Source organism: Zoogloea sp. (genome assembly GCF_041914405.1).
Taxonomy (GTDB): Bacteria; Pseudomonadota; Gammaproteobacteria; order Burkholderiales; family Rhodocyclaceae; genus Zoogloea.
This window is the reverse complement of record NZ_JAYSDK010000028.1, coordinates 26,231-40,522: the sequence shown is the minus strand read 5'-3', so window position 1 is coordinate 40,522 and position 14,292 is coordinate 26,231. Positions and strand designations below refer to the sequence as shown.

At 65.3% G+C, this 14,292-nt stretch carries 13 protein-coding genes; 4 read left to right on the top strand and 9 right to left on the bottom strand.

Annotated elements, in window-relative coordinates; all coding sequences use genetic code 11:
* Nucleotides 1-5: 5 nt before the first annotated feature.
* Together ACE3RX_RS16390 and ahpF are read left to right on the top strand one after the other, a co-directional pair.
* Nucleotides 6-587, top strand: coding sequence for a hypothetical protein (locus ACE3RX_RS16390; RefSeq protein WP_374486006.1), 582 nt, complete (start codon nucleotides 6-8; stop codon nucleotides 585-587).
* Between the two features lie 143 nt (nucleotides 588-730).
* Entirely contained in the window at nucleotides 731-2,281 is a 1,551-nt protein-coding gene (gene ahpF / locus ACE3RX_RS16385; protein WP_374486004.1) for an alkyl hydroperoxide reductase subunit F, read from the top strand.
* Between the two features lie 85 nt (nucleotides 2,282-2,366).
* Here ahpF and map read toward each other — a convergent pair whose 3' ends face one another.
* The 6 genes from map to ACE3RX_RS16355 form a co-directional block, all read right to left on the bottom strand.
* Nucleotides 2,367-3,173: a type I methionyl aminopeptidase gene (gene map / locus ACE3RX_RS16380; protein WP_374486002.1), complete on the bottom strand. Its 807-nt coding sequence runs from the start codon at nucleotides 3,171-3,173 to the stop codon at nucleotides 2,367-2,369.
* The gene (locus ACE3RX_RS16375) at nucleotides 3,170-3,397 is read right to left on the bottom strand and encodes a ParD-like family protein (RefSeq protein ID WP_374486000.1); all 228 of its coding nucleotides are present in this window, start codon (nucleotides 3,395-3,397) and stop codon (nucleotides 3,170-3,172) included. Before ACE3RX_RS16375 ends, map begins: the two co-directional genes overlap by 4 nt.
* A 100-nt stretch (nucleotides 3,398-3,497) precedes the next feature.
* The gene (locus tag ACE3RX_RS16370; RefSeq protein WP_374485998.1) at nucleotides 3,498-4,337 is read right to left on the bottom strand and encodes an aldo/keto reductase; all 840 of its coding nucleotides are present in this window, start codon (nucleotides 4,335-4,337) and stop codon (nucleotides 3,498-3,500) included.
* Between the two features lie 176 nt (nucleotides 4,338-4,513).
* Nucleotides 4,514-4,873 carry a GIY-YIG nuclease family protein gene (locus ACE3RX_RS16365; protein ID WP_374485996.1) on the bottom strand — a complete coding sequence of 120 codons (360 nt, stop codon included), beginning with the start codon at nucleotides 4,871-4,873 and terminating at the stop codon, nucleotides 4,514-4,516.
* Between the two features lie 41 nt (nucleotides 4,874-4,914).
* Entirely contained in the window at nucleotides 4,915-5,511 is a 597-nt protein-coding gene (locus ACE3RX_RS16360; RefSeq protein WP_374485994.1) for a DUF2239 family protein, read from the bottom strand.
* Between the two features lie 154 nt (nucleotides 5,512-5,665).
* Complete coding sequence (locus tag ACE3RX_RS16355) at nucleotides 5,666-7,294, bottom strand: CorA family divalent cation transporter (protein ID WP_374485991.1); 1,629 nt, start codon at nucleotides 7,292-7,294, stop codon at nucleotides 5,666-5,668.
* Nucleotides 7,295-7,508: 214 nt separating this feature from the next.
* Here ACE3RX_RS16355 and ACE3RX_RS16350 point away from each other — a divergent pair, with 214 nt between their 5' ends.
* The gene (locus ACE3RX_RS16350) at nucleotides 7,509-8,855 is read left to right on the top strand and encodes a hypothetical protein (RefSeq protein ID WP_374485989.1); all 1,347 of its coding nucleotides are present in this window, start codon (nucleotides 7,509-7,511) and stop codon (nucleotides 8,853-8,855) included.
* Between the two features lie 134 nt (nucleotides 8,856-8,989).
* Here the strand turns inward: ACE3RX_RS16350 and ACE3RX_RS16345 are convergent, their stop codons facing one another.
* The 3 genes from ACE3RX_RS16345 to ACE3RX_RS16335 form a co-directional block, all read right to left on the bottom strand.
* Entirely contained in the window at nucleotides 8,990-10,369 is a 1,380-nt protein-coding gene (locus tag ACE3RX_RS16345; protein ID WP_374485987.1) for an OprD family outer membrane porin, read from the bottom strand.
* Between the two features lie 140 nt (nucleotides 10,370-10,509).
* On the bottom strand, nucleotides 10,510-11,952 hold the full coding sequence (locus ACE3RX_RS16340; protein WP_374485985.1) for an MFS transporter: 1,443 nt from the start codon (nucleotides 11,950-11,952) through the stop codon (nucleotides 10,510-10,512).
* 165 nt (nucleotides 11,953-12,117) lie between these two features.
* Nucleotides 12,118-13,038: a dihydrodipicolinate synthase family protein gene (locus tag ACE3RX_RS16335; protein WP_374485983.1), complete on the bottom strand. Its 921-nt coding sequence runs from the start codon at nucleotides 13,036-13,038 to the stop codon at nucleotides 12,118-12,120.
* A gap of 262 nt (nucleotides 13,039-13,300) precedes the next feature.
* On the opposite strand from ACE3RX_RS16335, the gene ACE3RX_RS16330 reads away from it, so the two are divergent.
* The gene (locus ACE3RX_RS16330) at nucleotides 13,301-14,230 is read left to right on the top strand and encodes a LysR substrate-binding domain-containing protein (RefSeq protein WP_374485981.1); all 930 of its coding nucleotides are present in this window, start codon (nucleotides 13,301-13,303) and stop codon (nucleotides 14,228-14,230) included.
* Nucleotides 14,231-14,292 lie beyond the last annotated feature (62 nt).

The following is a 14,292-nucleotide window of genomic DNA, read 5'->3' as shown; positions in this document are numbered from 1 at the left end:
TCACCATGAACAATCCAAACGTCCTTCGACATGAAACGCTTGCCCTGTCGAGCATGCGTACTCAACGGCCTGGCCGTATCCTGCACATGTTGGCTTTCGGGCTTGCTTTGGGGTACGCATTGTTGCTGCCGCTACAAGCGGTGGGCAAGCAGGGTACCGGGCACCTCAACGTGGGGGTCGCCGTCCAAGCTTATGCCCATTCCACTTCGATTCAGCCCAGCCAGCTGGTCATTGGCAACGATGATCTGTCCAGTGGGCATGGTTATGTGGATGTTCCATCGAAGAACAACCCGAACGGTGTAAGCCTGACTGTCCGGACCAACGACCGGGCTGGCTACACGCTGGTATTCGCCGTGACGCCGGAGATCCAGGCGCTCATCAGCGGTATTCAGATCAGTGGCCTCAGTGTGCCGGTGGCCCTGCCTGCAAGCGGAGGAGAGGTGTTTGTGCCCTTCGCAGGCACCAATGTGAACGCAAGCCTGAGCGTCAGATTCCTGTTACAGCCCAAGAATGCCAGCAATACAAAAAAGAACATGCCGGCAGGGACTTACGCGTGGCCTTTATTGATCTCGGCACGGCCCAATTGAGTGAGATAGAAATCGATAGGGATTTTGTATTGAATCGATTTCATCAATCAATTGGAGCAATGCATCTTCCGTCGATATGATGTGTCCATTCACCGTTCAGGCATGGGGGCCTGAACGCAGCACACACAAATAAGGATACGACCATGCTCGACGCCAATATCAAGAACCAGCTCAAGGCCTATCTCGAGAAGCTCCAGCGCCCGATCGAGGTGGTCGCTTCCCTGGACGACAGCGCCAAGGCGCAGGAACTGCGCGGCCTGCTCGTCGATATCGCCGAACTTTCCGACAAGGTCTCGCTGCGCGAGGATGGCACGCACAGCCTGCGCCCGTCCTTCGGTGTGGCGGTGCCGGGCGAGGCGCCGCGTATCCACTTTGCGGGCATCCCGATGGGGCACGAGTTCACGTCCCTGGTCCTCGCGCTGCTGCAGACCGGCGGCCATCCGCCCAAGGTGGATGCGGCGGTGATCGAGCAGATCAAGTCCTTGCCGGGCCGCTTCGAATTCGAGACCTTCATCTCCCTGTCGTGCCACAACTGCCCGGACGTGGTGCAGGCGCTCAACCTGATGGCCGTGCTCAACCCGGGCGTGACCAGCACGATGATCGACGGCGCGCTGTTCCAGGATCTGGTGAATGAGCGCCGCATCATGGCGGTGCCGACAGTCTTCCTCAACGGCCAGGAATTCGGCCAGGGTCGCATGACCATCGAGGAGATCGTCGCCAAGCTGGATACCGGCGCGGCTGCCCGTGCGGCGGAAGAGATTGCCGCCAAGGACGCCTTCGACGTGCTCGTCATCGGCGGTGGTCCGGCCGGCGCGGCTGCGGCGATCTACGCGGCGCGCAAGGGCATCCGTACCGGCGTGGTGGCGGAGCGTTTCGGCGGCCAGGTGATGGATACCCTCGGCATCGAGAACTTCATCTCCGTGAAGGAGACCGAAGGGCCTAAGCTCGCCGCCGCGCTTGAACAGCACGTGAAGCAGTACGAGGTGGACGTGATGAACCTGCAGCGCGCCACCAAGCTGATTCCGGGCAATGTGGTCGAGGTGCAGCTCGAGAACGGCGCATCCTTGAAGGGCAAGACGGTGATCCTGTCCACCGGCGCCCGCTGGCGCGAGATGAACGTGCCCGGCGAGAAGGAGTACAAGGCCAAGGGTGTGTGCTTCTGCCCGCACTGTGACGGCCCGCTGTTCAAGGGCAAGCGCGTGGCGGTGATCGGTGGCGGTAACTCCGGTGTCGAGGCGGCCATCGACCTGGCTGGCATCGTCTCCCACGTGACCTTGCTCGAGTTCGCCGACCAGTTGCGTGCCGACGCGGTGCTGCAGACCAAGCTCAACAGCTTGCCCAACGTGACAGTGATTACCCAGGCGCAGACCACCGAAGTGACCGGCGACGGCCAGAAGGTGAACGGTATCCGCTACAAGGACCGAGTCAGCGGCGAGGAGAAGCAGGTGGAACTCGAAGGCATCTTCGTGCAGATCGGCTTGTTGCCGAACACCGACTGGCTCAAGGGCACGGTCGAGCTGTCCGACCGCGGCGAGATCGTCGTCGATGCCAAGGGTCAGACCTCGGTGCCGGGCGTCTTCGCAGCCGGTGACTGCACCACGGTGCCGTACAAGCAGATCGTCATCGCGATGGGTGAGGGTGCCAAGGCTTCCCTCAGCGCCTTCGATCACCTGATCCGCAGTTCCGTCGCCTGAATGTGAAACGGCCGCCGGGATTCCGGCGGCCGTTCGAGCAACTGACCAGGGCCGGAGCCACACGCTCCGGCCTTTTTCCTATGCGTTACGCGGCAGGTACGATCGCCGGGTAATCGCCGTAGCCGTCCGGCCACGGGGTCAGTACCTCGAAGCCCGTATCGGTGACGGCGACCATGTGTTCCCACTGGGCCGACAGGGAGCGGTCCTTGGTGACCACCGTCCAGCCGTCAGGCAACTGGCGGGTGGCTGCGCGGCCGGCGTTGATCATGGGTTCGATGGTGAACACCATGCCGGGTTCGAGACGCAGGCCTTCACCCGGGCGGCCGTAATGCAGGACCTGCGGCTCGTCGTGGTAGATGTCGCCGATGCCGTGGCCGCAGTACTCGCGCACCACGCTGAAGCCTTCCCGGTGGGCGACAGTCTGGATCGCGTGACCGACGTCGCCCAGCGTGGCGCCGGGGCGCACCTGGCGAATGCCGGCGACCATCGCCTCGTAGGTTGTGCGGACCAGCCGCCGTGCGAGGATGCTGGGTTCGCCGACGTAGTACATGCGGCTGGTGTCACCGAACCAACCGTCCTTGATGACGGCCACGTCGATATTGACGATGTCGCCGTTCTTCAGCTTCTTGTCCGACGGGATGCCGTGGCAGATCACGTGGTTGACCGACGCGCAGACCGTCTTCGGGTAGCCGTGGTAGCCGACGTTGGCCGGGATGGCCTTGAGTTCATTGACGATGTAGTCGTGGCAGCGCTGATCGAGTTCGTCGGTGCTGACGCCGGGTTTGACGTATTCGCCGATCATCCGCAGCACGTCGGCAGCGAGGCCGCCGGCGTGGCGGGACAGGGCGATCTCGTCCGCGCTTCGGATGGGGACTTGTTTCAGGGCTCTCATGCGGCCACTCCTGCTTCGGCGGACAAGCCGTTGGCGTCGGCGGTCTGCTGCTCGGCCTGGATCAGCAGCTGGCAGATCTCGCCGTAGCGCAGGTTGGGGTTCAGCTCGGCGAGCATGCCGACACGCAGCCAGTGCTCGGCCTGCGCGTTGATGGAGCGGCTCAGCGCGCCGCTGGTCAGACGCAGGTTCTCGTGCATCTGCTCGGAAATCTTGACGATACCCATGATCGGATCTGAAATATATGTTTTGTAGTCAAACCATATATTAGCAGATTTCAGATCTTGCTGCCCGGGGAGGGGGGCAGCAAGGCCGTGCGCTGACGGTTCAGTGCCCGAAGGTGTCGGCGTCGAGCATCGTCGGGTCGGGCCGGTCCAGGGTATCGAGGGCGGCCACTTCGGCGTCCGACAGCGTGAAGTCGAACAGCGCCAGGTTCTGGGCCAGCCGGATCGGGTTGGCGGACTTGGGGGTGGTCACGACGCCTTGTTGGACGATCCAGCGCAGGACGATTTGCGCGGCGGTCCGGCCGTGGGCTTCGGCGATGCTCGTGATCACCGGGTCGGCGAGCATCGCATTGCCGCAACCGAGGGGCCGCCAGGCGCCGGTGCTGATGCCGCGTTCCTTATGGATGGCGAGCAGATCGTCGCGGCGGTGGTATGGATCAAGCTGGATCTGATTGTGGTGGGGCACCAAGCCGGCGTCGAAGAGGCGCTGCAGGTGCTGCGGCTTGAAGTTGGACGTGCCGATGGCGCGGACCAGGCCGGCTTCCAGCAGCTTGGCCAGACCGTGGAAGGCGTCCACGTAGCGGTCTTGGTCCGGGTTCGGCCAGTGGATCAGCAGCAGGTCGATGTAATCGAGACCCAGCCGTTTCAGGCTGGCTTCGCAGGCTTCCCGCGCACCGGCGACGCTGTGCCACTGGCGGTTGAACTTGGTGGTGAGGAAGAGCTGGTCGCGGGGCACACCCGAGCGCCGGATCCCTTCCCCGACCCCGGTCTCGTTGCCGTAATTCTCGGCGGTATCGATCAGGCGATAGCCCAGGCCGATGGCGTCGGCGACGGTGTGGGCGGCTTCCTGGTCGTTCATCGGCCAGGTGCCGAGGCCGAGCAGGGGCATGGCGACGCCATTGGGCAGCGTAATGGTCGGGGCAAGGGTGGTCTGCTGTGTCATGAAGGATTCCTGGCGTGTCTTGTTAGTCGTTTTGAGGAACGGGGCGCCCCCTGCTGCAGGGCGGTGGTGATGCTGAGCCGCGCGCCGGGGAGGGCTCCGGTGCGCGGCTCCCGCATTGGAGCACCTTCGTCCACCGATGTTCCGTGAATTGTCGAATCCTGACAGGACGGGGGACTTCAGGCGCCGTAGCCCCGTTCTCCGCCGCAGGGCATTTCAAGGCGCCACAGCGCGACCAGCAGTTCGAGTTCTCGGGCCGCATCGAAATCGGGCTCAGTGCGGGGCTTGACCCGATCGACCACCTCGAAGACGAAGCTGGCTTCGCCATGGGCCTTCCAGTCTTCTAGCAACTGCGCGTCGCGGTGCTTGCCCTGCCGCAACTCGAACACATGCCGGTTGAGCGCGCCCTGGACATTGGCGCTGCCGGCTACCAGAGCGCGGCCGGTGACGAGGTTCCGTACGGCGTAGACGCCGGCACGACTGGGTACGTCCAGGTATTGTTGTTTCAGGATGCGTTTCGTTGTGCGTTCTACGGTCATTGTGAGTCTCCGCAAAAGTTTGTCGGGCCGGTCGGCGGCCATCAGGCTTCGTCACCGAAAGCCAGCTGGCGGGTGTGGTCGCGCAGATCTGCTGGCCAGGCATCGGTGCGCTGCATGAATGCAACCCGGTCGTCCGCGAACAGGGCACGGGAGGCTTCCTCGAAACCGGGCAGGTCGCCGGCCAGTGCGGACATGAACTGATAGGCACGCTCCTGGGCCTGGCGGCGGTCGTCCTTTTCGGTGCTGGCCCGGCGTGCTTCGTCCACCAGCTTGCGCAGGGTGACGGATGCGCCGCCGGGCTGGGAGGCGAGCCAGTCCCAGTGGCGGGGCAGCAGCGTGACCTCCCGCGCAACGACGCCCAGCCGGGGGCGGCCACGGCCGCGGGTTTCGAGGCTCGGTTCCGGTTCGGACGTGGTGGGGGCGTTGCTCAACGCCAGGCGGGCGAGCACTTCTGCATCGCTGCCGCGCAGGTCGATATCCACGAGCCGGCCCGTGCTGTCATCGAAGGTGAGTACGGGACCGCTTGCGTTGGCGTTGAGTGCATGCCTGGCGGCTAGGGCGTTGTTTTCCAGGTTGCCGCTGGCAATGCGTCGGACGCCGTCAAAGGTGGTGTAGGTCGTGGGGCTGGATGAGGACACGGTCGGGCTAGATGAGTTGATCTGCGCAGAATAATACCCGGGTTTAAATAATATGAGAATAAAATCCGGGTATAAATAGCTTCCGGCGACGGTTGGCTCATCGAATGCTTAAGGGGTCGCCCGCGTGTAGTTCAAGTTGGTGGGTATCTCCGGGCTAGATCTTCCTGAAGACGCGGCCCAGGGCGACCCACTTCGCGCGGCGGGAAAGCCGTTCGTCGGACAGCGCCTCCAGAAAGTCCGACAGGCGCTTGGAGCGGGCTACCGCGAACAGCACCAGGGCCAGCGTGCTGGCGCTTACCAGCCCGAGCTGGACCAGCTTGTAGGTACCCGGCACCTCGGGGAAATTGAACAGGTTCATGCCGAAGTAGCCGGTGACCACTGTGGCGATCAGGCCGAAGATGGTCACCACCGTCAGGCGCAGTACGGTGCCGGACTGGCGGCGCTGGCTGTCACTGTCCAGGTAGGCGCTCATCTCGCGGACCTGGTCCTTCACGTGGCCAAATAGCTCGTCGTTGCGCAGCAGGCGTGTGGTGCGCTGAAACAGGGCCTGCACCAGCCCCTGCTCGGAGACCTCGTGGAACCAGTAGCGATGGGTGAAGCGCAGGAAAGCCTCGAAGGACTGGCGGATGCGGCGCTTGAAACGGCGCACGGATTCGCTGTTGCGGATGTCGAGTTCATTCACGGCGCTGGCCAGCCCGTCGGAAAAGGACAGCAGCGCGGCGCGGTGGAAGTGGGCGATCAGGAAGACCAGGAAGTACTGGTGGCGGAAGCGCGCCAGGAAACCGTGCTCGGGATCGCGGAAGTAGTCGGAGCCGGCTTCGCCCACCAGCACCAGCGCATTGCCGGTGCAGATGAAGCGGCTGTTGGGGCCGTCGTCGCTATCGGTCCAGAAGCGGTCCTCGCAGTGCAGGCGCTCGAAACGGATCACTGCCGGATCCTTGGTCGGCACGGGGTCGCGGGATGGCAGGTTGGCGACGAAGCCGATGCGGATGAAGTCCTCGCGGCTGAGGCTGCGCGGCTCGTCGAGGGCCAGGTAGGCCATCATCGGCATGCGGTAGTACTCGAGCAGCCGGTAGCTCAGGTCGCTGTCGCTGCACTCGGCGTCCTGCACCAGCGGGCGCAGCAGGCAGGCCCACAGGGCGCCGACGCAGGGCGTCCGGTGCTCGCAGACGAAGCGCAGGTAGCGTTCCCGCTTCTCCGAGTCCGAGGTGGCGAGCACACGGCCGTCGCGGTCGAGGAGTTCGCTGCGGTGGACGTTGTGCACACCCTGGCCGCTGGCGTCCCAGCCGGTCGGGTAGGCGCGCCCGAAGCGGTAGAGCAGTTCCAGGGCGGTGGCCAGCGGCAGGTCGTCGGCGGCCACTTCCACGTTGAGCATCGCCACATCGAGATCCAGGAAGAGGTAGAGATCCACGTGGGCGATGCGCAGCGAGATGGGCGCGTCGCCGGGGCGCAGTACGACGTTCAGTCCGGCCACGTCGGTGCGCCGGTAGACCGCCATCGGCGCCGAGCGGTTGGGCGGGCCGTCGCCGGTCGCCGAGCGCCCATCTCCGTACAGGAAGCGCTGGACGTAGGGCAGGAAGGCCACGAACTCCTTGTAGTGACGCTCCTGGAAGTCGGCCGGGTCGGTGGTGAATTCGTCGTCCACCGGCGCCCAGTGGCTGCTGCCGGTGATCCGTTCGTGGATGCGGGCCACGTTCTCCCCCGTGAAGCCCGGCTTGATCTGGACCGGCCAGACGAGCACATCGCGGAAATGGCGGACGAGGTGGTCCGGTTGCGAGAGCATCGTGTCTCCTTTTATAGGTCTTGTGCGTACGAACGGCGCGCTGCGGCGCGGGAGCGCGATTTTGTTCCTTACGGCCGCCGGCGCGCTAGTCCATCCCCGTTGTGGGCCGCATGCGGCAGCGCGGGAATGTTGTTGAATTCGTCATAGATTCGGGGGTATGCAAGAGAAATACTGGCTGCCTGACGTGTTTTCAACCCAACAGATCCGAAAAGACATGAAAAAAGTGCTCCAGACCCGTTTCTCATTCCGTCATGCAGCCCTGGTCGTGGCGTTGTTGCCCATATTGGGCGCTTGTGGCGGTGGAGGTGGCAGCAGTCCGCCCGCGCCGCCCGTCGACAATCCGCTGGCCTGCCTGTCGATCCCGGCGGAAGCCACCTTGCAGCCGGCGGAGGAGGGCGCCAGCGAATGGAACGACGTGCTCGTGGATGCCGGCAATCGCATCTGGCTCGCCGGCTACGACCGCGGCATGATTGGGCAGACTTCCCTTGAGCCGGCCGGCAATGCCCGTGGTGTCGTGCGCGTCCTGTCGAGTGCAGGCAGCCTGCAGTTCGATGGCGGCGATCGCCTGGATTCCGCCGGCGCCGACGTGGCCGAGGCCCTGGCAATGACGCAGTCAGGGACGGTCTATGCCGTCGGGCGGACCAGCGGCGTATTGTCGGGCGCGGGCAACCAGGGGCAGTTCGACATCTTCGTGGCCAGCATCGGCGGCTCACGTCCCTCTGATCCGTGGGCGGTGACCCAGTTCGGTGATGTGTTTCCGCAGCATCCCCGTCGCGTGGTCGCCACGTCGAACGAGGACTTGTACATCGGCGGCTACAACGACGATTACATCCCGAGCAATTACGTAGACGCCTGGGCGGATGCCAGCGCCTACCGGCTGCGTGCCGCCAGGCCGGGTGATGCCAGTACCCTGTCAGTGGTGTGGAGCCACCGCTCGGAGAGCGCCGAGCAGGATTACGCCTCCAGCTTGGCGGTGCTGCCGGATGGTTCGGTTTTCCTCGGCGGGGTGGTGACCAGCGGCAGCCGTGCCGGCATGTTCGTGCGCAAGCTCGGTGCCGGCGGCGCTGTTCAGTGGACGGCCCGCTACACGACCGCCGGCGTTGACAACGTGGCGGTGCTGAAGGCGCTGTCCGACGGTTCGTTGCTGATTGCCGGGTCGGTGGCGGGTTCGTTCCGTGGTGGCGTGTCCGCCGGCAACCAGGATGTCTTCGTGGCCCGCATCAACCCGGCCGATGGCGCTGTGCTCAGCAGCTTCCAGCTGGGGACCAGCGGCGCCGAATGGCTGACCGACCTCAAGGTCGATGGTCAGGGCAACTTCTATTTGTACGGTGAGACCACGGGGAGCTTTCTTGCCACGAAGCCGGCGGCGGGCGCCAGTGACTTCTTCCTGCTCAAGGTGCGCAGCGACGGGACGCTCGTGAAAGCCTGGCAGTGGGGGACGGAGGGTGACGAACGGGCAAGCTCGGTGGCGCTGGACAGTTGTGGCCGCGCGGTGGCCGTCGGCAGCACGACTAAGGACGGACGGCGCCAGGCCGTTGTCTGGTATCCGCAAGGCCAGTGAGCTGCTGGCGCGGAGGGCAGGGCGACGAAGCACGGCGGGGTGGCCGTGGCGCTCCTGCGACGTCCGCTAAAAAACTCCCCACCGGTGGGCGGGGAGGTAAGTTGCTGCACAGGGATCTGCTGCGTACTGCTGCTTCAGAAACGATAGCTGTAGTCGATGTAGAAGCGGTGCTGGCGCCAGTCCTGGCGGGTCAGCCCGTTGAGGGTCTGGCTCGCCGTGCGCCCGTCGGCCTGGGAGTCGTAGGTCATGAACAGGTAGCGCAGGCTGACGTTCTTCACGAAAGGCAGTTCATAGCGGGCATCCAGTTCCCGGTACTGCTCCCGGCCTTCCACGTTGTTGACCAGATTGCTGCTGCGGGCGCCGGTGCCGCGGACGTAGCGGTAGGCGGTCTTCAGGCCGGGGACCAGGGCTTTCCAGTCGTAGGCGACACGGATCTGGGCAGCGGTCTCGTCCCGATTGGTGAAGTCCGGGCCGACGACGGCCTGGGTCGGAAAGGGATTGGTGCCCGGATCCTGGGTCAGCGCCCCGGTCCGATCCGCATCGACGGCGTAGTTGTCTTCTATCCAGAAGCCGCTGATCTTGGTCAGCGCGCCGCCGATAGTGAAGTCGCGGACCGTCCATGCGACGTCCACGTAGGCGCCGCTGCCCCGGTTGGAGATGCGGCCGCTGCCGGTGCAGTCCATGTCCTTCTCGGCGCCGCAGACGAACAGTGAGCCGGCGTCGCGGGATGTGAGATAGCCGCCGGACAGTTTCAGCCGGTCGGTGCCGAGCGGAATCGTGTAGGCGGCGATCAGCGCACTCTTGGCCAGGTAGGACTTGGCGTGCAGGTATTCGGCAGTCAGCTCCAGCGGCCCGCGCACGTAATTGCCGCCGAGGACGGCGATGTAGTCGATGCCGTTGCGGCCGCTCGCCTCGGTCCTGAAATGTACGAACTCGCCGGTGGTACGGCTGCGGTACTGGTCATACACGGCGCCATAGAGCTTCACTCCGTCGGCTGGCCGCAGCATGGCACTGACGCCGGAGTAGGTGTCGGGCACCGCGCGGTTGGTGGTGCTCTTCAGCAGCAAGCTGTCCTGGAACTGGCGGCCGAGCTTGACGACGGCCTTGTCGCCGAGCCGGAGCTTGAGCAGGGCCTGGCCGAGGGATTGGTAACCGTTTTCCAGGCGGCCGTTGTTGCCCACCTCGACCAACTGGGTGGTCGGCACGCCGCTGGCGCCGAGCCGGTTGACGCTATAGACCGATGCGTCGAAGCCGGCCACGCCGCCCAGGAAGTAGGGCGAGCGGTAGTTGAGTTCCAGCCCCAGCGCGCTCTGTTCGTAAGCGGCGGGTTGCGGCTTGGGCGTCTTGGCGGTTGGGTAGGCCAGCCCCTTGTCGGCCCAGTAAACGCCGTGGGCCTTGAGTTCCAGTTCGTGGGCGTCGTCGTCGGCCAGCGCGGCAAGCGGCAGGCAGCTGCCGCAGAGGCCGGCGGCGAGCATCGCGCGGGTGCGCCTGTCGATGGATGTTGTGAATTGCATGGTGTCCCCAATCCAATCCTGTGACCGTGTTCCCCGTCGTGGCGGCGGGGCGGTTCCTTGTCTTTTTCAGGGCGATACCGTCCCTGCAGCCCTTGCTGGCCGCATGTATCGCGATGTCGATGTGGTGCTTCCCCAGAGGCTCAGGGAGAGATTTCCTCCAGCGCACGATTGGTGGTTTCAATCATGCGGGTGGCGGCGATCAGGCCGACGATGGTGGTGAGGGCGAACATCAGGAAGACCGCGGCGACGCCTTGCCCGCTCAGCACCACGCCGACGATGGCCGGGGCGGCGGCGGAGGCGGCGCGCAACCACGACGTGGCGAGGCCGGTGCCGATGGCGCGCATGCGGGTCGGGTAGATCTCGGGGGTGTAGAGGTAGAGCATCACCGTCGTGGTGCCCATCACCGCGTAGGCCGAGGAGGCCAGCAGCATCACCGAGCGGGGATCGTCGGCGCCCAGGATGCCCAGCGTGGCCAGCAGCGCGCCGCTCAGTACGAAGCAGCCCATTGCCCAGCGGCGGCGGCCGACCCGGTCGATCAGGAAGGCGCAGGCCAGCACGGCGCAGGTGCTCAGCACGTTGGAGATGGAGGCCATGTGCAGGGATTCCTGCAGCGGCAGGTGATAGACCGTCTTGTAGAGGCTGGGCAGCCAGTTGTTGATGCCGTTGGCGACGAAGTAGCTGCTGGCCCACAACACCCACACGATCAGTGTGCGGCCGCGATAGATCGGCGAGAAGAGTTCCTTCCACGAGGCCTTGCGCGGGTTCTGCAGGCCGGCCTGCAGGCTGGCCAGGCGGGCGTCGACCTCGATGCGGTCGCGTGCCGGGTCGAGGTTTCGCTTGTTGGTGGCGGCTTCCAGGCGTTCGATGATGCGTTCGGCCTCGTCGAGGCGGCCCTTGGCGATCAGCCAGCGCGGCGATTCGGACAGGCGCAGGATCAGTGCGGCGATCAGGATGCCGGGGATGCCGCCGATCAGGAACATGTATTCCCAGCCGAAGCGGGGCACGACGAAGGCGCCGATCTGCGCGGCACCGAGGAGGCCCAGCGGAAAGATCAGCTCGTAGAGGATGAAGAAGCGGCCGCGCCCGTGGGCCTGGGACAACTCGTTGATGTAGGCGGCGGCAACGGGCACTTCGCCGCCGACACCGATGCCCTGGATGAAGCGGGCCAGGAAGAGCATCTGGAAGTTGCCGGTGAAGGCGCTGGCGACGCTCATCACCGACATGATGCCGACCGCCAGGGTGGCGCTCGGGACGCGGCCGCGGCGCTCGGCGAGCCAGCCGAACAGCAGCGCGCCGATGACCTGCCCGAGGTAGCCAGCGGCGATCAGCACACCGATCTCGGTCGGGCCGAGATGCCACAGGCCGACCAGCACCGGCATCACGAAGGCCAGTGAGAGCGCGTCGAAGGCGTCGAAGAAGGTCGCGCTGCCCATGATGACGCGGGCCTTGGTGTGCCAGCGGCAGAAGGGCACGTTCTCGATGCGGAAGAGCAGTTGTGCCGCGCGCCCTTGCTGATTGGCGGCCAGGTGCTGATCCGCCGTAGGGGCGATGCCCGCCCCCAAAGCGGCCACTTTGGTGTCCATTTTGTCTCCAGTCTCTTTCTTATATAGGTGCTCGGCGCGCGCCCCCTGGAGGATCGAATCCCCAGGGGGCGGCTACGGTAACACTTCGGCCTGATGGGCAGTCCGCGGTCTTGCTGCCGACTGCCCGGCGACGCCGGCCTGCGTCGCCTGCGATCCCCGGTGGGGTCAGCGCACGATGCCGGCGGCGCGCATCGCGTTGGCGATCTCCACGTCGGCGCCTTCGGCCAGCGGCAGCAGCGGGGAGCGCACGGTGGCGTGCTCCAGGATGCCGCGGGCGACCAGCGCGTGCTTCAGCGCGACGGTGCCTTCCATGTGGGAGCCGCGGTGATAGACGTTGCGGGTGACCGGCAGCAACTGGTCGTGGATCGCGCGGGCCTTCGGGTAGTCCTTGGCCTTGCCGGCCTTGATCAGCTCGATCAGCAGTTCCGGCGCGATGTTGCCGTAGCCGACCAGTGCGCCATCCACGTCGAACATGGTGTGCAGCAGGTACTCGTCGTGGCAGGTGAGGATCTGCAGTTCGGGGCGTTCGCGGCGGATGATTGGGATTTCCACGTCCCAGCGGCGCATGTTGCGCACGCCGTTCTTCATCGCGAAGACGCCGGGCTGGGCCGAGATGTCCAGCAGAGTCTGCAGGTCGTAGGTCGCCTTGGTGGCGTCCGGGTACTGGAAGAGGATCAGCGGCAGGCCGCTTTCCTCGTAGATGGCGCGGTAGCGGTCCTGCGGCGCGCCCTTCTGGTAGCCGAAGCGCAGCCAGCCGTGGGACGGGTAGACCAGGCCGGCGGCGGCCCCGGCCTTGACGGCGCGCTTGGCTTCCTCGGCGGCGACGGCGGTGCCTTCCAGCGTGATGCCGGCGATCACCGGCAGGCGGCCGTCGGTGGACTTCACGAAGCTCTCGATGACGGCCGCCTGTTCGTCCTGGGACAGGAAAGTGCCTTCGCCGGCATGGCCTAGCACCACCAGGCCCTTGACGCCGTCGATGCCGCCGAGCCAGGCGCCGAGGCGCTGGATGGCGTCGTGATCGACGGCGCCGTCGCGGGTGAAGGGGGTGACGGGGGCGGGAACGAGGCCACGAAGATCCAGGGTCATGATGTATTTCCTCTTTGGTAGGTGGAGTGGTCGTCGATCGCCTGCGCCGGCCGCGGTCCCGGGTGCTCCGGAGGAATCCGGAAGGCATTTCCGGGGTGTCGCTCTGAGGCCAGTAAACGCAGTTTATTCAACGACTTGTTCAGCTCTTGCCGTGTCGGTCATCGAGCATGGCTGCAGTATAGGAAGGGGTCTGATATGCAGGAAGAGGCAATTCTTGTATTTCAGATATACTGATCAGACATGGGTTTTGGCGAGGTCGGAAATGGACTATTCGGCGTGGAAGCTGTTTCTCGACGCGGTGGAACTGGGCAGCCTGAGCAAGGTGGCGGTGGCCTACCGGACCAGCCAGCCCCATGTGAGCCGGCAGATCGGCGAGCTTGAAGACGAATGTGGTGGACGCCTGTTCCAGCGCACCGGCCGGGGCGTGGTGCTGACCGAGCTCGGCCAGCGCATCCTGCCCAAGGTGCGCACCTGGGTGACCAGCACCGAGCAGCTCTCCAACGACATCCGTACCACCGCCGGCAAGCCGATCGGCACGGTGCGCATCGGCATCCTGCCGTCCACCGCGCATTCGCTGGTCAGCACCCTGTATTACCAGCTGCGGGAACGCTATCCACTGATCCAGCTGAGCGTGCGCGAAGGGCAGGGTGCCCAGTTGGAGACCTGGCTGGAGAGTGGCAATGTGGATCTGGCGATCCTGTTCCGCCATAGTGCGCTGCCGAAGAACGGTGATACCTATCTGACCGAGGCGCCGACCTACCTGGTCAGCGCGGCCGGAGATCCTTTGACGGCCGGGCCGACGGTGGCCTTCTCGGCGCTGGATGGCTTGCCGCTGGTGATGTTCTGCCGGCCCAACAGCTGGCGTGACCAGTTCGACCAGTTGAGCGCCCAGCACGGCGTGAGCCTGAACGTGGTCGCCGAGGCCGACAGCCTCAGCCTGCAGACCCAGATTGCTGCGGACGGCAGCGCCTATGCGCTGCTCGGGCCTTACGCCATTGCCGCAGCCATGAAGCACTGCCGCCTGCAGGCGTCCAGGCTGGTGGAACCGGAGGTGCCCCGTTACCTGGCGCTGGCCATGTCGCCCCACGGGGCGCTGACGTTGGCCACGCGGACGGTGATGCAGGTAACGCGGGAGATCGCCGCGTCGTCGGTGGCCACTCTGGCGGAGGGGCTGCGGGCGTCCGCGGAGTGAATTGCTGCACACCCGTAAACGGCCAGGAGCCCGCGCGGTGCGGGCTCCTGGCTCAAAAGTGT

What these genes read in the sequence shown, in the direction of transcription:
- ACE3RX_RS16340 (WP_374485985.1), bottom strand. Translation starts at nt 11,952, where the DNA reads ATGGACACCAAAGTGGCCGCTTTGGGGGCGGGCATCGCCCCTACGGCG.
- ahpF (WP_374486004.1), top strand. Translation starts at nt 731, where the DNA reads ATGCTCGACGCCAATATCAAGAACCAGCTCAAGGCCTATCTCGAGAAG.
- ACE3RX_RS16330 (WP_374485981.1), top strand. Translation starts at nt 13,301, where the DNA reads ATGGACTATTCGGCGTGGAAGCTGTTTCTCGACGCGGTGGAACTGGGC.
- ACE3RX_RS16365 (WP_374485996.1), bottom strand. Translation starts at nt 4,873, where the DNA reads ATGACCGTAGAACGCACAACGAAACGCATCCTGAAACAACAATACCTG.
- ACE3RX_RS16355 (WP_374485991.1), bottom strand. Translation starts at nt 7,294, where the DNA reads ATGCTCTCGCAACCGGACCACCTCGTCCGCCATTTCCGCGATGTGCTC.
- ACE3RX_RS16390 (WP_374486006.1), top strand. Translation starts at nt 6, where the DNA reads ATGAACAATCCAAACGTCCTTCGACATGAAACGCTTGCCCTGTCGAGC.
- ACE3RX_RS16375 (WP_374486000.1), bottom strand. Translation starts at nt 3,397, where the DNA reads ATGGGTATCGTCAAGATTTCCGAGCAGATGCACGAGAACCTGCGTCTG.
- ACE3RX_RS16345 (WP_374485987.1), bottom strand. Translation starts at nt 10,369, where the DNA reads ATGCAATTCACAACATCCATCGACAGGCGCACCCGCGCGATGCTCGCC.
- map (WP_374486002.1), bottom strand. Translation starts at nt 3,173, where the DNA reads ATGAGAGCCCTGAAACAAGTCCCCATCCGAAGCGCGGACGAGATCGCC.
- ACE3RX_RS16370 (WP_374485998.1), bottom strand. Translation starts at nt 4,337, where the DNA reads ATGACACAGCAGACCACCCTTGCCCCGACCATTACGCTGCCCAATGGC.
- ACE3RX_RS16335 (WP_374485983.1), bottom strand. Translation starts at nt 13,038, where the DNA reads ATGACCCTGGATCTTCGTGGCCTCGTTCCCGCCCCCGTCACCCCCTTC.
- ACE3RX_RS16350 (WP_374485989.1), top strand. Translation starts at nt 7,509, where the DNA reads ATGAAAAAAGTGCTCCAGACCCGTTTCTCATTCCGTCATGCAGCCCTG.